This window comes from Enterobacter sp. CC120223-11 (assembly GCF_900215375.1).
Taxonomy (GTDB): Bacteria; Pseudomonadota; Gammaproteobacteria; order Enterobacterales; family Enterobacteriaceae; genus Scandinavium.
Window position 1 is genome coordinate 42,728 of sequence record NZ_OBEF01000013.1, and the last position, 20,255, is coordinate 62,982.

At 54.7% G+C, this 20,255-nt stretch carries 21 protein-coding genes; 10 read left to right on the top strand and 11 right to left on the bottom strand.

Annotation, left to right across the window (positions count from 1 at the left end; genetic code table 11):
* Positions 1 to 87: 87 nt before the first annotated feature.
* Together CRO87_RS15335 and CRO87_RS15340 are read left to right on the top strand one after the other, a co-directional pair.
* On the top strand, positions 88 to 327 hold the full coding sequence (locus CRO87_RS15335) for a YebV family protein (RefSeq protein ID WP_097163808.1): 240 nt from the start codon (positions 88 to 90) through the stop codon (positions 325 to 327).
* Between the two features lie 93 nt (positions 328 to 420).
* Positions 421 to 612, top strand: coding sequence for a YebW family protein (locus CRO87_RS15340; RefSeq protein ID WP_097163809.1), 192 nt, complete (start codon positions 421 to 423; stop codon positions 610 to 612).
* Here CRO87_RS15340 and pphA read toward each other — a convergent pair whose 3' ends face one another.
* Positions 613 to 1,272 carry a protein-serine/threonine phosphatase gene (pphA, locus tag CRO87_RS15345; RefSeq protein ID WP_255252512.1) on the bottom strand — a complete coding sequence of 220 codons (660 nt, stop codon included), beginning with the start codon at positions 1,270 to 1,272 and terminating at the stop codon, positions 613 to 615.
* Positions 1,273 to 1,421: 149 nt separating this feature from the next.
* Between pphA and CRO87_RS15350 the strand changes: the two genes are divergently transcribed.
* Positions 1,422 to 2,372, top strand: coding sequence for a VirK/YbjX family protein (locus CRO87_RS15350; protein ID WP_097163811.1), 951 nt, complete (start codon positions 1,422 to 1,424; stop codon positions 2,370 to 2,372).
* A 126-nt stretch (positions 2,373 to 2,498) separates the two neighbouring features.
* The gene (locus CRO87_RS22725) at positions 2,499 to 2,642 is read left to right on the top strand and encodes an Ecr family regulatory small membrane protein (RefSeq protein ID WP_176504320.1); all 144 of its coding nucleotides are present in this window, start codon (positions 2,499 to 2,501) and stop codon (positions 2,640 to 2,642) included.
* A gap of 273 nt (positions 2,643 to 2,915) precedes the next feature.
* Here the strand turns inward: CRO87_RS22725 and CRO87_RS15355 are convergent, their stop codons facing one another.
* From CRO87_RS15355 to yobA, 4 genes are all read right to left on the bottom strand, one after another.
* A complete protein-coding gene (locus CRO87_RS15355; RefSeq protein ID WP_097163812.1) occupies positions 2,916 to 3,815 on the bottom strand; it encodes a transcriptional regulator in 900 nt (299 codons plus the stop codon).
* A 614-nt stretch (positions 3,816 to 4,429) separates the two neighbouring features.
* Entirely contained in the window at positions 4,430 to 4,768 is a 339-nt protein-coding gene (locus tag CRO87_RS15360) for a YebY family protein (protein ID WP_176504321.1), read from the bottom strand.
* Positions 4,769 to 4,784: 16 nt separating this feature from the next.
* A complete protein-coding gene (gene copD / locus CRO87_RS15365; protein WP_097163814.1) occupies positions 4,785 to 5,654 on the bottom strand; it encodes a copper homeostasis membrane protein CopD in 870 nt (289 codons plus the stop codon).
* A 2-nt stretch (positions 5,655 to 5,656) separates the two neighbouring features.
* Positions 5,657 to 6,031: a CopC domain-containing protein YobA gene (yobA, locus tag CRO87_RS15370; RefSeq protein WP_097163815.1), complete on the bottom strand. Its 375-nt coding sequence runs from the start codon at positions 6,029 to 6,031 to the stop codon at positions 5,657 to 5,659.
* 138 nt (positions 6,032 to 6,169) lie between these two features.
* Between yobA and CRO87_RS15375 the strand changes: the two genes are divergently transcribed.
* The 3 genes from CRO87_RS15375 (at position 6,170) to exoX (ending at position 7,899) form a co-directional block, all read left to right on the top strand.
* Positions 6,170 to 6,400, top strand: coding sequence for a DNA polymerase III subunit theta (locus CRO87_RS15375; RefSeq protein ID WP_097163816.1), 231 nt, complete (start codon positions 6,170 to 6,172; stop codon positions 6,398 to 6,400).
* Between the two features lie 118 nt (positions 6,401 to 6,518).
* Positions 6,519 to 7,211: a nitrilase-related carbon-nitrogen hydrolase gene (locus CRO87_RS15380; RefSeq protein WP_097163817.1), complete on the top strand. Its 693-nt coding sequence runs from the start codon at positions 6,519 to 6,521 to the stop codon at positions 7,209 to 7,211.
* Between the two features lie 28 nt (positions 7,212 to 7,239).
* Positions 7,240 to 7,899, top strand: coding sequence for an exodeoxyribonuclease X (exoX, locus tag CRO87_RS15385; RefSeq protein WP_097163818.1), 660 nt, complete (start codon positions 7,240 to 7,242; stop codon positions 7,897 to 7,899).
* On the opposite strand, the gene ptrB is transcribed toward exoX, so the two are convergent.
* Complete coding sequence (gene ptrB, locus CRO87_RS15390) at positions 7,900 to 9,960, bottom strand: oligopeptidase B (protein ID WP_097163819.1); 2,061 nt, start codon at positions 9,958 to 9,960, stop codon at positions 7,900 to 7,902.
* A gap of 80 nt (positions 9,961 to 10,040) precedes the next feature.
* Positions 10,041 to 10,688: a tellurite resistance TerB family protein gene (locus tag CRO87_RS15395; RefSeq protein WP_097163820.1), complete on the bottom strand. Its 648-nt coding sequence runs from the start codon at positions 10,686 to 10,688 to the stop codon at positions 10,041 to 10,043.
* 177 nt (positions 10,689 to 10,865) lie between these two features.
* Here CRO87_RS15395 and purT point away from each other — a divergent pair, with 177 nt between their 5' ends.
* Positions 10,866 to 12,044, top strand: coding sequence for a formate-dependent phosphoribosylglycinamide formyltransferase (gene purT, locus CRO87_RS15400; protein ID WP_097163893.1), 1,179 nt, complete (start codon positions 10,866 to 10,868; stop codon positions 12,042 to 12,044).
* A 134-nt stretch (positions 12,045 to 12,178) separates the two neighbouring features.
* On the opposite strand, the gene CRO87_RS15405 is transcribed toward purT, so the two are convergent.
* The 3 genes from CRO87_RS15405 to zwf form a co-directional block, all read right to left on the bottom strand.
* A complete protein-coding gene (locus tag CRO87_RS15405; RefSeq protein WP_097163821.1) occupies positions 12,179 to 12,817 on the bottom strand; it encodes a bifunctional 4-hydroxy-2-oxoglutarate aldolase/2-dehydro-3-deoxy-phosphogluconate aldolase in 639 nt (212 codons plus the stop codon).
* A 39-nt stretch (positions 12,818 to 12,856) separates the two neighbouring features.
* Entirely contained in the window at positions 12,857 to 14,668 is a 1,812-nt protein-coding gene (gene edd / locus CRO87_RS15410) for a phosphogluconate dehydratase (RefSeq protein ID WP_097163822.1), read from the bottom strand.
* A 235-nt stretch (positions 14,669 to 14,903) separates the two neighbouring features.
* Positions 14,904 to 16,379 carry a glucose-6-phosphate dehydrogenase gene (gene zwf, locus CRO87_RS15415; RefSeq protein WP_097163823.1) on the bottom strand — a complete coding sequence of 492 codons (1,476 nt, stop codon included), beginning with the start codon at positions 16,377 to 16,379 and terminating at the stop codon, positions 14,904 to 14,906.
* Between the two features lie 368 nt (positions 16,380 to 16,747).
* Between zwf and CRO87_RS15420 the strand changes: the two genes are divergently transcribed.
* Together CRO87_RS15420 and pyk are read left to right on the top strand one after the other, a co-directional pair.
* Positions 16,748 to 17,617 carry a MurR/RpiR family transcriptional regulator gene (locus CRO87_RS15420; RefSeq protein WP_097163824.1) on the top strand — a complete coding sequence of 290 codons (870 nt, stop codon included), beginning with the start codon at positions 16,748 to 16,750 and terminating at the stop codon, positions 17,615 to 17,617.
* 128 nt (positions 17,618 to 17,745) lie between these two features.
* On the top strand, positions 17,746 to 19,188 hold the full coding sequence (gene pyk / locus CRO87_RS15425) for a pyruvate kinase (RefSeq protein ID WP_097163825.1): 1,443 nt from the start codon (positions 17,746 to 17,748) through the stop codon (positions 19,186 to 19,188).
* Between the two features lie 45 nt (positions 19,189 to 19,233).
* Here the strand turns inward: pyk and lpxM are convergent, their stop codons facing one another.
* Positions 19,234 to 20,205, bottom strand: a complete 972-nt coding sequence (gene lpxM, locus CRO87_RS15430) for a lauroyl-Kdo(2)-lipid IV(A) myristoyltransferase (protein WP_097163826.1) — start codon at positions 20,203 to 20,205, stop codon at positions 19,234 to 19,236.
* Between the last annotated feature and the right edge of the window lie 50 nt (positions 20,206 to 20,255).

The following is a 20,255-nucleotide window of genomic DNA, read 5'->3' on the forward strand; positions in this document are numbered from 1 at the left end:
ACTGGCAAAATGCTCGCCGTTGTCTACGCTGAAAAATGGGTGACCTAACTGGTCGTACCACAACAGAGCAGACAACCGGAGAGCATTATGACCAAAACCAGCGTACGAATCGGCGCGTTCGAAATTGACGACGCCGAGCTGCACGGTGAGCAGCAAGGGGAGCGAACGTTAAGCATTCCCTGTAAATCCGATCCTGATTTGTGCATGCAGCTTGATGCATGGGATGCCGAAACCAGCGTGCCCGCCATTCTCGATGGCGAACACTCCGTCCTTTACCGCCAGCATTACGATCGTCAGTCCGACGCCTGGGTCATGCGCTTAGCCTGATACCAACGTAACCCGCCCGCAGGCGGGTTAATTATTTCCCGTTTCGCTTATCTCTCTTACACTTAAGATACGCTCTTCAGGTGTGGGGAAGTCATGTTCGCTCTGGTGCTATTTATCTGTTATCTCGACGGAGGCTGTGAAGACATTGTCGTGGACGTCTATAACACTGAACCGCAATGCGTGCGCGCCATGAATGACCAACGTATTCGCTATGGCGGTTGCTTTCCGGTGGAAGATTTTATTGATGGGTTCTGGCGGCCCGCTCAGGCCTACAGCGATTTATAATTATTGCAGCTGAACCAGCGTTAGCGTCCCACCAAAAACCGCGCCAGTGTCGATATAGTGCTGATTCAGCGCATCATATCGGCGCTTGAGGGGCGTGTGGCCGAACCAGAAGTGATCGGCGCCATCAATGGAATTGTGTTGACCCGCAAGGTGATCGCTCAGGCGCTGCCTGTCCCAGAGCACCCGATGCCAGTCAACGGCCTGCTGCCAGCGATAGTGCGACGCCGGATAATCTGCATGAGCGATGACGTGCGTCCCCTCCCCGGTCAGGACCTCAATAATAAACGGCAACGCCTGGCAGGCTTCTAACAACCTTCTCGCCGACGCCCGTTCAGACGCCGGGCAGTGTTCAAACCACTCACCACCGTTAAGCCCCCAGAGCGACAGCTGCTGATGCGTCAGTGCGTCCATTGCCATTTGTTCATGGTTCCCGCGGATGGCCAGCACCCATTTTTCATCGAGGAGTTCAAGACACTTCAGACTGTCCGGGCCACGATCTATCAGGTCACCCACTGAAATCAGCAAATCCTTATACGGATTGAACTGCCGGGCCTTCAACGCGGACATCAGCAGTGCGAAGCAACCATGCAGGTCGCCCGTCAGCCAGATATGCTGCCACGAATTACCGTCCACGCGCTGATACATAATTTCCCCCTGCATGTAATTATAGAGGGCGAAAAAAGCGGTCGTCGGTATTTTCTGTAAACTTAAATCAACCCTAAACACGCCAGCAATAAATATCGCAGCTGCATTAAGTTCCGCCATATCTGTCGCTAGAATATTCACATATATAGAATGAGGCTATTATCGTGACGGACAACTCCCTGCACACCCTAATTACGCCCGCACCACGGGCTAAGATTATTTCCGAACTGGTTACTGGCGAACTGGCTCCGGCACCTATCTGGAAGAAAGCAGATTACCGTCTGAAATTCTTGCTGCGCACGCTGATTTTCTATCGCTCTACCCGACTGATGCTCGACAACCTTGGCCAGCGACCCGATTTTATGCGCCTGCTGAATGCCCAGGTGACCTTGCCGAGCAAAACGCATCGCCAGTATCTTGCCCGCGGTCTCTCCTCCACACAGCGTGCCGAGGCGATTGTTGGTCACTATCAGTTCATTGATTCACTGAAAAGTCCGCTGCTTGCCGCTGCTTTGACGGCCACGGAGCCGACGCCGCTGCTGACCTTCAGCGGCAAAGATGACGCCAAATTCACGCTGTACGCCTCCTGCGCAAGTAAGGCGGAGCGTGAAGGTGAAAGTACGCTTTGGTTTTGTAGCGAAGATGACACCGTGCTTGCCAGCGCCACCTTCAGCGTCAAACGCACGCCTGACGGCCGGGAGCTTATCGTGGGCGGGCTGCAAGGCCCTCGTCGTACCGTTTCGCATGACGCTATCAAAACAGCCACTCGCGCCTGCTACGGGCTGTTCCCTAAGAGAATCCTGGTGGAATTTTTTGGCCTGATGGCCACTGAATGTGGAATCACCACCCTTTCTGGCGTCAGCGATCAGGGCCATGTGTTCCGCGCCCTGCGCTATCGCTTCAGCAAAGGCCGACATTTCCATGCCAGCTATGATGAGTTTTGGGCTTCGATTGACGGTAGGAAAACCAGCGACTTCCGCTGGCAATTACCGCTTCAGCAGGAACGAAAGTCCATTGAAGAGATTGCGAGCAAGAAACGGGCGGAATACCGTCGCCGTTTCGCCCTGTTGGATGGGATGGCCGAACAGTTCCGGGCCCTCTTTCCGCAATCCTGATATCGGAATACGGCATCTGCCCCGCCGTCGGGTAGATGCTAACGCATGATGCGTTTGCAGCCGTCGAGGATGTTCCGCTATCATCCTGTTAACTCCTTGACTCTTCAGCGACGGCAGCGCTTGACTATGAGCAAAACTGAAATTCTTCTCATATTACTGGTGCTGGTGATTTTGTGCTTCAGCATCTGGTTTATTCTGAGCGATCAAATCTGGGCCCTGGTCAGCTACCTTGAAACGCTGTTGTATCCCGATATCGTTACACCGGAATAATGTTGCCTTAACATATTCAAAAATAAACAAGTTGTTGTTTGAAGGCTCGCCACGCATTCCCTACTATTACTCGCGAAACGTCACGCTTCTTCAGGTTTCGTTTCAGGTCTGACTGACTCCATTCTCTGGACGCGCAACTTTCAGGCCAACCACTGGCGGCACTGCATATCCCTGTAAATCGCCAAAGTGAGTCCGAATAATATTCATTGCAAGTTTTATCCCCTTTACCCTGCGAAGTGAAGGGGATTTTTTTTTGCATTGCCAAAAATGTCTTCACGGAATAATAACGCGCCCTACTTTTTCAGGGTTGCACCATCTTTCTTTATACTCGCCGGACATAAATCCATAGGAATAATGCAATGGCAATTTTTCAGCCTCGGCCTCATCATTCAGACATTTTAAATTATTCCACATCAAAATAGTCCCTACTGACTTAATAGCCGAATCCTGCTTGTAGCCGACGTTAATATAATCGGCAAAAAAACCTGCCTTGCTTTTCACAGCCAAAATAAGTTGAATCGCCAGCGGCTCATCATTAATAAACATTATTTCTCCCTTCAGGTTCTTATGAAATTCCAGAAAGAATTTTTTGTTTATTTCTCGATCGCTGGTTTCCACTCCCCGGCGTAAAAAATATAGCGAATTGTAAATATCAAAAATATCAGAAGGATTCAGTTCTTTAACATCAACAAAAGACCCACCGCTGCTTAAAAATTTGCGGGCCTCTCTTTCCCTGGTACTGATTGTTTTCTTAGAAAAATCAGAGCCCAGATCCTTTGACATAGCCGCATTGCGATCGTTGAATAAGCGGTAAGAAACATTAGAAAATTTGTTACGCTGCAGATGATGCACGCATTTTGATTTAAACGGTATTAAGATATTGTTTATGCTTTCATTTACGGGCAGGTAAATGGAATATTTTGGGATAGGGAGCGTTTTAATTGATCTATTATTGTTTTTAACATCATTAGCAATCCATCCCCCGTCAACGCAAACAGAACCTTGTAATTGCCCCTTCTTTTTGTATGCGTAGAATTTTAAGGGAGCACCATTACGGATCATGAAAGAAAGAAATTCAGGTGATGACTCACAGTTATAGCCATATGCCAAACAAGCGTCCTCATATTCTTTTTGCGAGCACTCATCCCAATTTAAAAATTTAGCAACAAACATCAGCCTGGCACCATTAACTTTTGAATGGTCGGAGCATAGCACAAATCGGCAATTTCAGCCGATAAATCAGTTACAGAATAGATACTCGTTTACGATGTAGTTGATCGCAGGTAATAGCTTATCAGTACCCACAGGCTCATTCCGCCCCCATACCACTGGGCCTGGTACAGCCAGTATCAGGCCGATCAAGGACATGCGAATGTTGCCCCCGATCCATTTCGTGCTGATCTCCATTTTTGGTGTAAAAAAAATGTTAAGAACGATATTGATGTGATATAACAGCAGTCAGGCCGCTCGTGAAAGTGTGGGAAATTTTCGGGGTGGCATCTGTAAGTCGCTGATATGGCTTACAGATAAAAAGAGACCGAATACGATTCCTGTATTCGGTCCAGGGAAATGGCTCTTGGGAGAGAGCCGTGCGCTAAAAGTTGGCATTAATGCAGGCTAAAGTCGCCTTGCCCTTTAAGAATAGATGAGCATGCCAGGTTTTCCAGTCCGCGACGAAAGTGGTCAGAAAAAAACCGTGAGCAAAGCGTCACAAAACGCAAAAACCGCAGGTTTTCAGCCGAAAACGTTGCGGTTTTTTATTGCCAGTCAGCAGGTTAACGCTTCGGTTAACAGAGTTTCTCTGCGCGACTGATAAACGGCTCGAGGCTCATCTTTTGCCCCGGATGGGCCGGGTCATCAACCTGAATCACCGAAATCGGCTGAGCCGTGGTTTTGCCCTCTTTCACTTCCTGCTCTGCAACGGCGTTAAGCGGATACTGCACCAGCGTACTCGGGTTGATCGCATACAGCGCGTTCCCCGGGCGGCAGGTCAGCATCACCTCTTCACGATTAAACGCCCACTGAGCTTTGCCAATTTCAAAACGGCTGACGGTAATCACCTGCGGTGCCGCCAGGACATTTCCGGATGTTGCTAAAAACAGCATTGATAGAACGAGTTTTTTCATGATATCGCCACTTAATTCAAAACGGTTCCCAGGTTGCGAACAAGCTGACTGACGCTAAAACCAGAGCCCCTAAAATAATTTCCAGTTGGGTGGTACGCAGAAACAACATCTGAACCCGCTGCCGCTCTGCCGTCATCCGCGGCACCAGAACATACCTGTTCACCAGCGCGATTGCCACCATCAGCGCCACCAGCGCACATTTCACCAACAGCAACTGGCCATACCCGGAGTCGGCGATAAGCTGACCCTGAACCAACCACGCATTCGCGATCCCGCTCAGCACCACGCCCGCTACCGCCACGTGGCCATAACGGGAATAGCGCATCATGGTGTGAATCGCCGGGCTTCGCCAGTGCCCCTGCGCCAGCCGCAGGCAATAGAGAAACGGCAGCAGCCCGCCAAACCAGGCACCCGCGCATAACAGATGTATCGCATGATTGCTGCGCTGCAAAACGCCCATGATGCCCTCCCGCATTGCGGCATGCCCCACGCCTGCCATCAGCATAAACTGAGCGACGCACAGGATAAGCAGCAACGGAGCCAGTCGCGCTGGCCGGATGACGGCCACCAGCAACGCAGTCCACGTCAGCAGAATCTGCCAGAGCCACACGCTGCCAAAGCGCGTCTCCAGCACGGCAAGCCAGATATCCGGCTGAACCACATCAGGCCAGCCGTTGCCCATCAGCCCACCCTGCAACATCAGCATCAGCGTGGCGGAGAAGGCGTTAATCAGCAGCGCCCCACGCAGCACGGGCAGAAAACGTTGCATCATCAGGCGACGCAGCGAGGGTATTGCCCACCAGGCACCGTATAGCACAATGCCGAAGGACAGCATGATGGCGACAAAGTGCAGGCAGCGCAGCGCGACATAAACCGACGCCAGCATGGTTATTTCACGCTGAAATGGTACTGGCCTTTGGTTTTGTGCCCATCAACGGACACCACGTGCCAGTCCACTGTGTAATCACCGGACTTAAGAGGCTGCTCCAGCGGCGCGATAAGCTGAGTATTGTCTTTCTCGTTGAGTTTGACGGCGCCAACAGGAATTTGCGTCTGCTGTGGGCCTGTCACTGTCACACCGCTGAATTTCACTTCAACACCTTCGGAGAAGTTCAGCGTTAGCGCCTGAGGCACCGCGGTGACCTGCGCGTCGGCGGCCGGGGTCTGATTTTTGAGATGAGCGTGAGCGAATACGGCGGAAGTCGTGAATACGCTGGTGAGCAAAATACCGACGCGCAGCGCGCGGGAGGCGTAAAGTTTCATTCTCTTTATTCCCTTTTGTTATTTATCTGGCGCAAAGGATAACGCCCTATAATGAAGACGTCGAGATTCCAGGCCTCAGCGCTTGCTTTTTCGCGACGCGCTTAGTACTTTCAGCCGCGATATCTGAAGGAGTCCGTAATGCAAACCAATCTGGCAAAAATCCCCCAGGACGAGATGGACAAGGTCAACGTCGATTTAGCCGCCGCCGGGGTCGCTTTTAAAGAGCGCTACAACATGCCAATCGTCGCCGAAGTGGTTGAGCGCGAACAGCCCGCCCATCTGCGTGACTGGTTTCGCGAGCGGCTGATTGCTCACCGGCTGGCATCGGTAAATCTGTCTCGCCTGCCGTACGAACCCAAGCCCAAATAACTCTTACCGGGCGTTACACTTCCTTACACTCACCCTGCTACACTTCTTAATGGTTGTTGGAAAATTCTTAAGTGTGACTCACGGACGCTGAGTCGGGGAAAAGTGTAAGGAAGCCACTATGCCCGCATGGACTATTGCTGCAGCACAGTACAAGGCCCGCAACAGGAACGTTGCGGAAAATATTGCCCATCATTTACGTTTTATCGAAGCCGCATCAAAACTTAAGTGTCAGCTGATTGTCTTTCCGGAACTGTCATTGACCGGTCCGGATATCCCCGCACCACTTCCGCCGCCGCCCGATAACGACCTGCTCCAGCCCCTGAGCTTTGCTGCTTGCCGCCACGGGATGACGATTGTCGCCGGGCTACCGGTTGAACATAACGGCGTGAGTCAAAAAGGCGTGGCAATTTTCATGCCGGGCCTAACGTCGCCATTCACCCTTTACCAGGGAACAGGCATCTGTCTGACGCCACAGGCCCGCCATATCAGCACTCTTGCACCAGAAGATGAAGGCAGCGAACTCGATCCTGACGCCTCACTGCTGGCAACCGGCACCTGTACCCACGAATTTCAGCAGCAGCAATCCGTGCAGCAACTGCAGCGGCTGGCGCATAAGTATGCCATCGCCGTGCTGAAGTCCAATTATGCAGGCGGCAGCGCGCTCTGGGATGAGCACGGGCAGCTTATCGTCCGCGCAGACGCTGGCGAACTGCTGTTGACCGGACGCAAATACGAAGGCGGCTGGGAAGGCGAGATCATTCCAATGCGGGAAAGCCTTTACGCCATTGACGAAAGCCTCTGCGACGCATAACCTGCCTCTTTTCAGCCGGGAGAGCACCATGTTACGCGTTATCGATACGGAAACCTGCGATTTACAGGGAGGCGTGGTTGAAATCGCCTCAGTCGACATTGTTGACGGCAAGATAACGAATCCCATGAGCCACCTGGTCCGACCCGACAGGCCAATCAGCCCGCAGGCAATGGCCATCCATCGCATTACGGAAGAGATGGTCGCCGACAAACCCTGGATTGAGGACGTGGTGCCTTGTTATCAGGGCAGCGCGTGGTACGTGGCGCACAACGCCAGCTTTGACCGCCGGGTGCTGCCTGAAATGAACGGCGAGTGGATTTGTACCATGAAGCTTGCCCGCCGCCTGTGGCCGGGCATCAAATACAGCAATATGGCGCTGTATAAGTCCCGCAAGCTCAGCGTCGCGACACCGCCCGGCCTGCATCATCACCGTGCGTTATACGACTGCTACATCACTGCCGCCCTGCTGATTGATATCATGAGCGTCTCCGGCTGGAACGCCGATCAGATGGCCGACATTACCGGCCGTCCGGCCTTAATGACCACCTTCACCTTTGGTAAGTACCGCGGAAAACCGGTGGCAGAGATTGCCGAGAAAGATCCCGGCTACCTCCGCTGGCTGTTTAATAATCTTAACTCAATGAGCCCGGAGCTGCGCCTGACGCTTAAGCACTGGCTGGGCGAATAGCTATCGCGGCGCCTGGCCCGGCAGCGTGCCCTGGGCCAGCGCAATCAGAAACGTGTACTCCAGCGCCACGCCTTCATAGCTTTTAAAACGTCCTGATTTTCCTCCGTGCCCGGAATCCATGTCGGTGCAAAGCAGCAACAGGTTGTCGTCGGTTTTCAGCTCACGCAGCTTCGCCACCCATTTCGCCGGTTCCCAGTACTGCACCTGAGAATCGTGTAAACCCGTTGTGACCAGCAAATGCGGATACGCTTTCGACTCCACGTTGTCGTAGGGGCTGTAGCTTTTCATATAGTGGTAATACTCAGGCTCCTGAGGGTTCCCCCACTCCTCAAACTCCCCGGTGGTCAACGGGATGGATTCATCCAGCATCGTGGTCAGCACATCGACAAACGGCACCTGGGCAACAATGCCGTGGAACAACGCCGGTCGCGCATTGATCACGGAACCCATTAGCATGCCACCGGCGCTGCCGCCCATGCCGTAACACAGTGTCGGGTTGCCATACCCCTGAGCCAGCAGCACATCGCAGACATCGAGGTAGTCGTTGAAGGTATTTTTCTTCAGCAAAAATTTTCCGTCTTCGTACCACTGTTGTCCCAGTTCACCGCCGCCGCGAATATGGGCGATGGCAAACACAAAGCCCCTGTCGAGCAGGCTCAGACGGCTGCTGCTGAAATCGGCATCCATACTGGCGCCATAAGATCCATACCCATAAACCAGCAGCGGGTTGTTACCTTTGCGGAAATGTTCGCGGTGATAAACCAGCGACACGGGCACCTCTACGCCGTCGCGCGCTGTGATCCACAGATGCTCGCTGCGGTAGCGGCTGGCATCAAACCCCTGCACTTCCTGCTGTTTGAGCACCGTTCGCTCGCCGGTATCCATATTCAGCTCAAAGAGCGTGTCCGGCGTCGTCATCGACGAGTAGCCATAACGCAGACGCGCTGTGTCGGGCTCAGGATTGTAGGAGAGCCAGGTGACATACGCCGGGTCATCAAAGGCGATACCGGTAGATTCGCGGGTTTTACGGTTGATCTGCCGCAGGCTGGTCAGGCCGTGCTGACGTTCCTCCACCACCAGCCAGTCGGTAAACAGCGTGAAGCCTTCCAGCATCACTTCGTCACGCGGAGGGATCAACGCTTCCCATCGGCTTTCATCACGGACGGGCGTGCGGTACAGGCCAAAGTTTTTCCCTTCACGGTTCGAACGCAGGTAAAAATTATTCTGGAAGTGGTCGAGGCTATATTCATGATCTTTACGACGAGGCAGGAAGCACAGCGGCTGTGCGTCCGGAAGTTCGGCATCCAGCAGCAGCACTTCGCTGGTTGTGGCGCTCTCCAGATGAATAGTGATGTAGTGCTTTGAACTGGTCTTATGCAGGCTGACGTAGAACGTATCGTCCCGCTCCTCGTATACCAGTTCATCCTCCGTGACAGCACTCCCGACAGTGTGCCGCCAGACCTGATACGGCAGCAGTGTTGTCGGGTGTTTGCGCACGTAATAAAGCGTATGCGAATCGTTGCCCCACACAAAGCCTGGCTCAACGTTCTCAAGCACTTCAGGATACCAGTTGGCGTTTTCCAGATGACGAATACGCAGGGCATACTGACGGCGGGAGAGATAATCTTCCGTCAGCGCCATCCGTTTATTGTCAGGAGAAATGCCGAGGCCACCGAGGGTATAAAACTCGCTGTGGGCCGCACGCTCGTTGCCGTCCAGCAGCAGCTCCCACTCATCCCACGCCTCTTTTTGCACCGACTGACGCTGATAAACGGCATATTCACAGCCCGGTTCGTAGATCTGCCGGTAACGATAGCCGTTTTTGCTGTACGGGGCGGACACCTCGCGCTGCGGGATGCGGTCAACAATCTCCTTCAGTACCTTATCCTGCAAACTACGCTGCGAAGCCATCACCTCGCGACCATAGTCGTTTTCCTGTTTGAGATAATCGAGCACGGCAGGCTGCGTGCGTTCGTCGTCACGCAGCCAGTAATAGTTGTCGATGCGGGTATCGCCATGAAGCGTCATGGCGTGGGGGATACGTTTTGCTTTTGGTGGCATGTCGTTGTTCTTCTGCAAATTACCTCCCCTAAGGGTGGCAAATGTGCAGAACGATGCAAGCGAAACATGCGATGTTGCGGTTAAAGTGCCTGTTTTTGCGCCTTTAAATCGGCCTCAATGCCGTCGCGCACGTCCTGTGGGATCGCCAGTGCATCGCCCAGCGCATTCAGATAACTGCGTTCCATAAAATGATCGACATCGATCGCCGCACAGCTCAGGAAATAAAGTTCCAGGGCTTCCTCCTCGTTTCGGACACCTTTGGCAAGCAGTTGAGGGTCCAGAGGCTGAGCTATCGCTTTATCCACCAGCTGCCGCCCCTGTGCCTCCACGCCCGCCTCGCGAAGCTGCTGGTCGATTACCGCCCGCTCTTTGTCATCGATATGCCCGTCGCTTTTTGCCGCAAAAACCAGCGCCAGGATTAAACGTTCGGTGCGCACATCCACGGGGCTCGTATGCTGACCGTATTCAGGTTCGTTCTGATGTGCGGTGAGAACTTTGTCTTTGTATTTGTTCCACAACACACTGCCTGCCACCGCGCCGCCACCGACAAGCAGCGCCCCGGTGCCGTATTTCGCCAGCAGCTTGCGGGAAGATTTGCTGGCAACCAGCAGCCCGGCAAGACCGCCGAGCGCCCCCGGTACCAGCATTTTGCTGAGCCCCTGCTCACCCGATGACTTAGCGGACGCCTGACCGAGCATTGACTGAAGTTGATTGAGCCAGTTTGCCATTTTACCCTCGCGGCACAGTGATTAATTTGTTCAGCCTAAGCGAGGCGATGTCAGGAAATGTCTGTGCAGGATAAAGATGCGCAAATCAGCGAATGCCGTCAGCCATTTTTACCTGCAAGACAGACGCAAACGTTTTCGTATATACTGACGGCCACTTTTTTACTGTGGAATTTTGTGATGACTGTACTTGGCACCGCGCTGCGTCCGGCAGCAACACGCGTGATGTTATTAGGCTCTGGCGAGCTGGGAAAAGAGGTCGCAATTGAATGTCAGCGCTTAGGGATCGAAGTGATTGCCGTCGATCGCTATGCGGACGCCCCGGCAATGCACGTGGCGCACCGCAGCCACGTCATCAATATGCTGGATGGACAGGCGCTTAAAGCCCTGGTTGAACGGGAAAAGCCTGACTATATCGTGCCGGAAATTGAAGCCATCGCCACCGATATGCTGATTGAGCTTGAGCAGTCCGGGCAGCGCGTTGTGCCCTGTGCCCGCGCCACAAAGCTCACAATGAACCGCGAAGGCATTCGTCGTCTTGCCGCAGAAGAGCTGAAACTTCCGACGTCCAGCTACCGCTTTGCCGATGGCGAAGACAATTTCCGTCAGGCCGTCGCAGAAATCGGCCTGCCGTGCATCGTCAAACCGGTGATGAGCTCCTCCGGCAAGGGCCAGAGCTTTATCCGCAGCGAAGCACAATTAGCCGATGCCTGGCAGTATGCCCAGCAGGGTGGTCGCGCAGGCGCCGGGCGAGTGATTGTCGAAGGCGTGGTAAATTTTGATTTTGAAATCACGCTGCTCACCGTCAGCGCAGCAGATGGCGTCCATTTCTGCGCCCCGATTGGCCACCGACAGGAAGACGGCGACTACCGTGAGTCCTGGCAGCCGCAGCAGATGAGTGCGCTGGCGCAGGAGCGTGCCGAGGCCATTGCCCGCGACGTGGTGCTGGCGCTCGGAGGCTACGGGCTGTTTGGCGTGGAGCTGTTCGTCTGTGGTGATGAAGTGATTTTCAGCGAAGTCTCCCCTCGCCCACACGACACCGGCATGGTGACGCTGATTTCGCAGGATCTCTCCGAGTTCGCACTGCACGTTCGCGCTTTTCTCGGTCTGCCTGTCGGTGCCATCCGCCAGTACGGCCCTTCCGCTTCGGCGGTGATCCTGCCGCAGCTGACAAGCACCAACGTGCAGTTCGGCAATCTCAATGCCGTCGTGGGCGCAGGCGTGCAGCTTCGTTTGTTCGGTAAACCAGAGATCGACGGTACCCGTCGTTTAGGCGTGGCGTTAGCCGTGGCAGACGATGTGGAAACGGCGGTAGAACGTGCAAAAGTGGCGGCTGACGCGGTCAGCGTGAAGGCATAAAAAAGCCCGGTGACGTATACGCTTACCGGGCCAGACAGTGCGGGCTTATCAGAGTTCGATGCCGTTTGATACCCTCTCCCACGGGAGAGGGTGCAAACACTAAAAAACCTTCCTAAAAAGAAGGTTTTTGCAGTTTACCTTGCGCCTTCCACCGCTTCGCGAGCGATTTTGGTGATGCGGTCGTAATCGCCGGATTCCAGCGCATCCGCCGGTACCAGCCAGGAGCCGCCGATACACAGCACGCTTTTCAGCGCCAGGTAGTCACGGTAGTTGGCCGGAGAGATACCGCCGGTTGGGCAGAAACGAATGTGGGCGAACGGGCCCGCGATCGCCTGCAGCGCTTTGGTGCCGCCGTTAGCTTCCGCCGGGAAGAATTTGAACTCTTTCAGGCCGTAGTCCATGCCGAGCATCAGTTCAGATACGGTGCTGATACCTGGGATCAGCGGAATGGTGCCTTCGGTCGCCGCTTTAAGCAGTGGCTCAGTCAGGCCCGGGCTGATAGCAAACTGTGCGCCCGCTTCGGTCACTTCTTTCAGCTGCTGCACGTTGGTCACGGTGCCTGCACCGACGATAGCGTCCGGCACTTCTTTGGCGATAGCGCGGATAGCGTCCATTGCACAGGCAGTACGCAGGGTCACTTCCAGGACGCGTACGCCACCAGCAACCAGCGCTTTGGCCATCGGCACAGCGTGTTCCAGTTTGTTCACCACGATAACCGGGACAACCGGGCCGTTGGTCAGGATTGCTTCTGCACTTGTTTTCCAGTTTTTCATCAGAGTTTTTCTCTCGCCAGAATGAGTAATCTTGTCGTGTTAAAAGGTGATGCAGGTCGCGCCCTGCTCAGCACCAGAAAGCTTCTCGCGTAGCGCACTAAACAGTTCTCGCCCTGTTCCAACGCGTGATGCGCTGAGATCCGGCAGATGCGGCTTACGTGCGGCCAGTTCGGCCTCATCCACCAGCAGCGTCAGCTCGCCGGTCTGGCCGTTCACGCGAATCATGTCGCCATCGTGTACTTTTGCCAGCAGCCCGCCGTCGTACGCTTCAGGCGTGACGTGGATTGCAGACGGTACTTTACCGGATGCACCTGAGAGGCGTCCGTCGGTCACCAGCGCAATTTTGAAACAGCGGTCCAATAATACACCTAATGGCGGCATAAGTTTATGTAATTCTGGCATGCCGTTCGCTTTTGGCCCCTGAAGGCGCACGACCACGACGCAATCTTTGTCCAGCAGGCCCGCTTCGAACGCCGGTAAGACGTCGTGCTGGCTCTCAAACACCACGGCTGGCGCTTCAATAATCTGGTTTTCCACCGGCACAGCGGAGGTTTTCATCACCGCACGGCCCAGGTTCCCGCTCAGCACTTTGGTGCCGCCGTGGTGGGAGAATGGTTTCTCGATGCAGGCGATGACGGCCTCATCCAGTGACTTCTGCGCCCCTTCGCGCCAGTCCAGCTCGCCGTTGTTCAGCCACGGTTCCATCGTGTAGCGGTGCAGACCATGACCTGCGACGGTTTCAACGTCTTCATGCAGCAGCCCACCTTTCAGCAGTTCGCGGATCAGCACCGGCACGCCGCCCGCCGCCTGGAAGTGGTTAATATCTGCCGGGCCGTTCGGATAGAGACGCGCCATCAGCGGCACCACTTCTGAAAGCTCAGAGAAATCATCCCAGTCGATGATAATGCCCGCCGCCCTAGCCATCGCCACCAGGTGCATAGTGTGGTTGGTGGAGCCACCGGTTGCCAGCAGCGCCACGATGCCGTTGACCACCACTTTTTCGTCAAACATTTTACCCAGCGGCATCCACTCGTTGCCGTTTCCGGTCAGACGGGTGACCTGGCGGGCCGCCGCGGCGGTCAGCACATCACGCAATGGCGCGTCCGGGTGAACGAAGGAGGAGCCCGGCAGCTGCATGCCCATAAACTCAATCACCATCTGATTGGTGTTGGCTGTGCCGTAGAAGGTGCAGGTGCCAGGCGCATGATAGGACGCAGCTTCGGATTCGAGTAAAGCCATGCGGTCAACTTTGCCTTCCGCATACAGCTGACGAATACGCACTTTCTCTTTGTTTGCCAGGCCACTGGCCATCGGGCCAGACGGAATGAAAATGGACGGCAGGTGGCCAAACGACAGCGCCGCCATCGCCAGACCCGGGACAATTTTGTCGCACACGCCGAGGTACAGCGCGCCGTCAAACATGTTGTGAGACAGCCCCACTGCCGCTGACATGGCGATGACTTCACGGCTGAGCAGGGAAAGCTCCATGCCGTCCTGACCCTGGGTCACGCCGTCGCACATGGCAGGCACGCCACCGGCGACCTGCGCCACGGCATTCACGCCATGCAGCGCTTTACGGATAACATCCGGGTAGCGCTCGTAGGGCTGATGCGCTGAGAGCATGTCATTGTAGGAGGTAATAATCCCGATATTGTTACGCAGCATGCTTTTAAGCGAGGCTTTGTCCTCTGGCTGGCAGGCCGCAAAACCGTGCGCCAGGTTACCGCATGCCAGGCGGGAGCGCTGGACCGTGTCAGACTTTGCCTGATGAATGCGGGCGAGGTAGGCACTTCGGGTTTCTTTTGAACGCTCGATAATGCGATTTGTTACGCGTAACATTGCAGGATTCATAATAGCTCCACAGATTCTGAGTGCCTGAGCATTGGCATTAACATGAGATCCAGCAGTCATTAACAATGCTGAAACGCGCTTGTGCTGTAGCTCAGGGGAATAATCATCTTGCGCCAGTGTAATAAAAAAAGCCCCGGTGGTGAACCACCCAGGGCTTAAAAATGCAACTAACGCACGAGTTTCTGTGTCAGATCATGTTACCGGTAAAATACCCAGATCGTGGTAGCTTCAGGTTTTACTCAAACTCGTTCCAGGAGCGGCCATCACGGGTGATCATCGCGACGGAGGCGACCGGTCCCCAGGTGCCTGCCTGATACGGTTTTGGCGCGTCCTGATCGGCGGCCCAGGCTTCGGTAATTGAGTCGACCCATTTCCACGCCTCTTCCACCTCATCACGACGCACGAAGAGTGCCTGAATGCCACGCATGGTTTCCAGCAGCAGGCGCTCGTAGGCATCTGCCAGGTGCGTTTCATTGAAGGTTTCGGAATAGCTCAGATCCAGCTTGGTGGTCTGCAGATTGTGCTTGTGATCCAGACCCGGCACTTTGTTGAGGATCTGAATATCCACGCCTTCGTCCGGCTGCAGACGAATGGTCAGCTTGTTCTGCGGCAGTTCCTGCCAGGACTCTTTGAACAGGTTCAGCTCCGGCGATTTGAAGTAGACAACAACTTCAGAGCATTTCGTCGGCAGACGCTTCCCGGTGCGCAGGTAGAACGGTACGCCCGCCCAGCGCCAGTCGTCGATATCCACACGGATAGCCACGAAGGTTTCCGTGTTGCTGCTTTTATTCGCGCCCTCTTCTTCCAGATAGCCAGGCACTTTTTTGCCCTGCGCGAAGCCTGCGGTGTACTGACCACGCACGGTTTTATCACGCACGTTTGAGCGGTCGATGCGGCGCAGGGATTTCAGCACTTTCACTTTTGCATCACGGATGCTGTCGGCGCTCAGATCGGACGGCGGAGACATGGCGATCATGCAGAGGATCTGCAGCAGGTGGTTCTGGATCATGTCGCGCATCTGCCCGGCCTGATCGAAGTAACCCCAGCGACCTTCGATGCCCACTTCTTCCGCCACGGTGATTTCCACGTGATCGATAGTGCGGGAGTCCCAGTTATTAACGAACAGAGAGTTAGCAAAACGAAGCGCCAGCAGGTTCAGCACTGTCTCTTTACCGAGGTAATGGTCGATACGGTATACCTGACACTCTTCGAAGTATTCGCCAACCTGATCGTTGATCTCGCGGGAGGTAGCAAGTGACGTGCCCAGCGGCTTTTCCATCACCACACGCGCCGGTTTGGCGTTCAGCTTCGCTTCGCCGAGGCCTTTGCAGATGGCACCGAAGGTGCTTGGCGGCATGGCGAAATAGTTGATGGTGACGCGATCTTTTTGGTCGAGCATTTTGCCCAGACGGGTGAAGGCTTTGGTGTCGTTAACATCCAGATTGCAGAAGTCCAGGCGCCCGCTCAGGGTGTCCCACAGACTTTCGTCAATCTTCTCCTTCATGAAGGTTTCCAGCGCCTCGCGCACCACTTTGGTGTATGCATCTTTATCCCAGTCGGCACGTCCTACCCCAAGGATACGCGTGTCCGGATGGATCTGGCCCGCTTTCTCCAGTTGATACAGGGAAGGCAGCAATTTACGACGCGCCAGGTCACCCTTTGCGCCGAAAATGACCAGATCGCATGCCTGGGCCGTTTGCGTTACCGCCATGTCATTCTCCTCAGTTGGATTGCCTGGTACGTCCGCCAGGCGCTATTTGTAATTTTCTTACGCTGCACTGTACTGTGTTTACGTGAATGCCGAAACCCCCGGGCCCGGTCGAGGCCAGATAAAGGCATTTCTCGGGAAAAAAAGCGCCTTCAGCGCCGGGCAACAGCCTCATTTTGTTCGTCATTTCACCAGTCGCACCTGATTAAAAGTCGACTGTGATCATGTAATGAAAAAAAACAACGTAAATTGCCCTTTTTACTTCAGCATTGGACAATTCACAGGGGTATATTCTCACTAAATTGCACGCCGATTTCACCCCTTTCCGGGTAAAGAGTGGAATCGCTTTCACCCATGAGCGCCTGTTAACCATGAACATGCTGGAAAAAATCCAGTCCCATCTGGAAAACCTTAGCAAATCCGAGCGTAAAGTGGCGGAAGTGATCCTCGCCGCCCCTTCTCAGGCAATTCACTCCAGCATCGCGACGCTTGCGCTTCAGGCAGCGGTCAGTGAACCGACCGTCAACCGATTTTGCCGCAGCATGGACACCCGTGGCTTCCCTGATTTTAAGCTGCATCTGGCGCAAAGTCTCGCCAACGGCACACCTTACGTGAACCGTAACGTCGATGAAGACGACAGCGTTGAGGCCTACACCGGTAAAATTTTCGAGTCCGCCATGGCCAGTCTGGACCACGTTCGCCACTCGCTGGATATGGCGGCCGTGAACCGCGCCGTGGATTTGCTGACTCAGGCAAAAAAAATCGCCTTCTTTGGCTTAGGCTCATCCGCGGCCGTGGCACACGATGCGATGAACAAATTTTTCCGCTTCAACGTGCCGGTTATCTACTCCGATGACGTCGTACTGCAACGTATGAGCTGTATGAACTGTAGCGACGACGACGTGGTAGTGCTCATTTCGCACACCGGTCGAACAAAAAACCTGGTTGAACTGGCACAGCTGGCGCGTGAGAACGATGCCATGGTCATCGCCATTACTTCGGCAGGCACGCCGCTGGCACGTGAGGCCTCGCTCGCCATCACGCTGGATGTACCAGAAGATACAGACATTTATATGCCGATGGTTTCCAGGCTGGCGCAGCTGACGGTTATCGATGTTCTTGCTACCGGTTTTACCTTACGGCGCGGGGCAAAATTCCGGGATAACTTGAAGCGGGTCAAGGAAGCGCTGAAGGAATCGCGGTTTGATAAGGAGCTGCGGATTCGCAGCGATAATCATTAAATGTTTATAACAAGCTTGTAACCTATTTATACATTCGGTTAAGTTCCAGCATATGGCTACAGCAGAGTTGGAAATCGCCGACTTCCTGTTCACGCAACACCAAAATTGTTTCAGCAACGGAGTATTACATGTCCAGAAGGCTTCGCAGAACTAAGATCGTCACCACCTTAGGCCCGGCCACCGATCGCGATAATAACCTTGAGAAGGTGATTGCGGCGGGCGCTAACGTTGTCCGCATGAACTTCTCCCATGGCACAGCTGAAGACCATAAGCTTCGTGCCGATAAAGTCCGCGAAATCGCGGCCAAGCTGGGTCGCCACGTCGCTATCCTCGGCGATCTGCAAGGGCCTAAAATCCGCGTGTCCACCTTCAAAGAAGGCAAAGTTTTCCTCAACATTGGCGACAAATTCCTGCTCGATGCCAACCTCGGTAAAGGCGAAGGTGACAAAGATAAAGTCGGTATCGACTACAAAGGCCTGCCTGCTGACGTTGTACCTGGCGACATCCTGCTGCTGGACGACGGTCGTGTGCAGCTGAAGGTGCTGGAAGTTCAGGGCATGAAAGTGTTCACCGAAGTCACCGTCGGCGGCCCGCTCTCCAACAACAAAGGCATTAACAAACTCGGCGGTGGCCTCTCTGCGGAAGCGCTGACCGAAAAAGATAAAGCGGATATCCAGACCGCGGCGCTGATTGGCGTCGATTACCTGGCCGTCTCCTTCCCTCGCTGTGGGGAAGACCTGAACTATGCTCGCCGTCTGGCGCGTGACGCAGGCTGCGACGCGAAAATCGTCGCCAAAGTGGAGCGTGCGGAAGCCGTCTGCAGCCAGGATGCGATGGACGACATCATTCTTGCTTCCGACGTTGTAATGGTTGCCCGTGGCGATCTGGGTGTGGAAATTGGTGACCCGGAACTGGTCGGCATCCAGAAAGCGCTGATTCGCCGCGCCCGTCAACTGAACCGCGCGGTGATCACCGCCACCCAGATGATGGAATCGATGATCACCAACCCAATGCCAACCCGTGCCGAAGTCATGGACGTGGCAAACGCCGTGCTGGATGGCACCGATGCGGTAATGCTCTCTGCGGAAACCGCCGCTGGGCAGTATCCCTCTGAAACCGTCGCGGCTATGGCGCGCGTGTGCCTGGGCGCAGAAAAAATCCCAAGCATCAACGTCTCCAAGCACCGCCTGGACGTGCAGTTCGACAACGTGGAAGAAGCCATTGCGATGTCTGCGATGTACGCGGCTAACCACCTGAAAGGCGTCTCCGCGATCATCTCCATGACCGAATCTGGCCGTACCGCGCTGATGACTTCCCGTATCAGCTCCGGCCTGCCAATCTTCGCGATGTCCCGCCATGAGCGCACGCTGAACCTGACGTCCCTCTATCGCGGCGTGACGCCGGTTCACTTCGACAGCGCCACTGACGGCGTAGCCGCTGCCAATGACGCGGTAAACCTGCTGCGTGACAAAGGCTACCTGGTCTCTGGTGACATCGTGATCGTCACTCAGGGCGACGTGATGAGCACCGTAGGCACAACGAACACCACGCGTGTTCTGACCGTTGAATAAGCCTGCGTAACGCTGACAACAAAAAAGCGCCTTTCGGCGCTTTTTTTATTTCTTCGGGAACAGCTCTTTTCGCTTATACGGCTCAGTTTCGCCAGGCCTGCGGGTTTTCAGCAGCTTGAGGATCCAGGTGTACTGCTCGGTGTGTGGCGTGACAAAGATTTCCACTTCTTCGTTCATCCGGCGCGCGATAGTGGTGTCATCGGCCGTCATCAGGTCGTCCATCGGCGGGCGGATCTCCACCGTCAGGCGATGCGTTTTACCGTCGTAAATCGGGAACAACGGCACCACACGAGCACGGCAAACCTTCATCAGGCGGCCAATGGCCGGCAGCGTTGCCTTGTAGGTAGCGAAGAAGTCCACGAACTCGCTGTGCTCTTCACCGTGATCCTGATCCGGCAGGTAATAACCCCAGTAGCCCTCACGCACGGATTTAATGAATGGCTTAATGCCATCGTTACGTGCATGCATGCGGCCACCGAAGCGACGGCGCACGGTGTTCCAGATGTAGTCGAAGACCGGGTTGCCCTGATTGTGGAACATCGCCGCCATCTTCTGCCCTTTTGAGGCCATCAGCATCGCCGGAATATCCACGCCCCAGCCGTGCGGCACTAGGAAAATCACCTTCTCGTCGTTGCGCTGGAGCTCTTCGACGATTTCGAGGCCTTTCCAGTCGACACGCTTCATGATCTTTTTAGGATCGCCGAGACCCAGCTCGGCCATCATCACCATCGCCTGCGGCGCGGTGGCATACATCTCATCGATGATAGCCTCACGCTCGGCTTCCGATTTTTCAGGGAAACAGTAAAGCAGGTTGATCTGCGCGCGGCGACGGGAGCTTTTAGCCAGACGCCCGACCTTCTTGCCAAGCGCACCTAAAATCGGGTCGCGAAACGAAGGTGGCGTCAGCGCAATACCTGCAAATGCCAGCACGCCGAGCCAGGAGCCCCAGTAGCGTGGATGTAGAAAAGCTTTTTCGAACTGAGGAATAAATTCACTGTTATTTTTTTTCGTTTCCATGCCTGTTCCAGAGTCGTGCCGGGAATAAGTGAGATGCAGATAGTTTAGCG

What these genes read in the sequence shown, in the direction of transcription:
- CRO87_RS15335 (WP_097163808.1), top strand. Translation starts at nt 88, where the DNA reads ATGACCAAAACCAGCGTACGAATCGGCGCGTTCGAAATTGACGACGCC.
- CRO87_RS15340 (WP_097163809.1), top strand. Translation starts at nt 421, where the DNA reads ATGTTCGCTCTGGTGCTATTTATCTGTTATCTCGACGGAGGCTGTGAA.
- pphA (WP_255252512.1), bottom strand. Translation starts at nt 1,272, where the DNA reads ATGCAGGGGGAAATTATGTATCAGCGCGTGGACGGTAATTCGTGGCAG.
- CRO87_RS22725 (WP_176504320.1), top strand. Translation starts at nt 2,499, where the DNA reads ATGAGCAAAACTGAAATTCTTCTCATATTACTGGTGCTGGTGATTTTG.
- CRO87_RS15355 (WP_097163812.1), bottom strand. Translation starts at nt 3,815, where the DNA reads ATGTTTGTTGCTAAATTTTTAAATTGGGATGAGTGCTCGCAAAAAGAA.
- CRO87_RS15360 (WP_176504321.1), bottom strand. Translation starts at nt 4,768, where the DNA reads ATGAAAAAACTCGTTCTATCAATGCTGTTTTTAGCAACATCCGGAAAT.
- copD (WP_097163814.1), bottom strand. Translation starts at nt 5,654, where the DNA reads ATGCTGGCGTCGGTTTATGTCGCGCTGCGCTGCCTGCACTTTGTCGCC.
- yobA (WP_097163815.1), bottom strand. Translation starts at nt 6,031, where the DNA reads ATGAAACTTTACGCCTCCCGCGCGCTGCGCGTCGGTATTTTGCTCACC.
- CRO87_RS15375 (WP_097163816.1), top strand. Translation starts at nt 6,170, where the DNA reads ATGCAAACCAATCTGGCAAAAATCCCCCAGGACGAGATGGACAAGGTC.
- CRO87_RS15380 (WP_097163817.1), top strand. Translation starts at nt 6,519, where the DNA reads ATGCCCGCATGGACTATTGCTGCAGCACAGTACAAGGCCCGCAACAGG.
- exoX (WP_097163818.1), top strand. Translation starts at nt 7,240, where the DNA reads ATGTTACGCGTTATCGATACGGAAACCTGCGATTTACAGGGAGGCGTG.
- ptrB (WP_097163819.1), bottom strand. Translation starts at nt 9,960, where the DNA reads ATGCCACCAAAAGCAAAACGTATCCCCCACGCCATGACGCTTCATGGC.
- CRO87_RS15395 (WP_097163820.1), bottom strand. Translation starts at nt 10,688, where the DNA reads ATGGCAAACTGGCTCAATCAACTTCAGTCAATGCTCGGTCAGGCGTCC.
- purT (WP_097163893.1), top strand. Translation starts at nt 10,866, where the DNA reads ATGACTGTACTTGGCACCGCGCTGCGTCCGGCAGCAACACGCGTGATG.
- CRO87_RS15405 (WP_097163821.1), bottom strand. Translation starts at nt 12,817, where the DNA reads ATGAAAAACTGGAAAACAAGTGCAGAAGCAATCCTGACCAACGGCCCG.
- edd (WP_097163822.1), bottom strand. Translation starts at nt 14,668, where the DNA reads ATGAATCCTGCAATGTTACGCGTAACAAATCGCATTATCGAGCGTTCA.
- zwf (WP_097163823.1), bottom strand. Translation starts at nt 16,379, where the DNA reads ATGGCGGTAACGCAAACGGCCCAGGCATGCGATCTGGTCATTTTCGGC.
- CRO87_RS15420 (WP_097163824.1), top strand. Translation starts at nt 16,748, where the DNA reads ATGAACATGCTGGAAAAAATCCAGTCCCATCTGGAAAACCTTAGCAAA.
- pyk (WP_097163825.1), top strand. Translation starts at nt 17,746, where the DNA reads ATGTCCAGAAGGCTTCGCAGAACTAAGATCGTCACCACCTTAGGCCCG.
- lpxM (WP_097163826.1), bottom strand. Translation starts at nt 20,205, where the DNA reads ATGGAAACGAAAAAAAATAACAGTGAATTTATTCCTCAGTTCGAAAAA.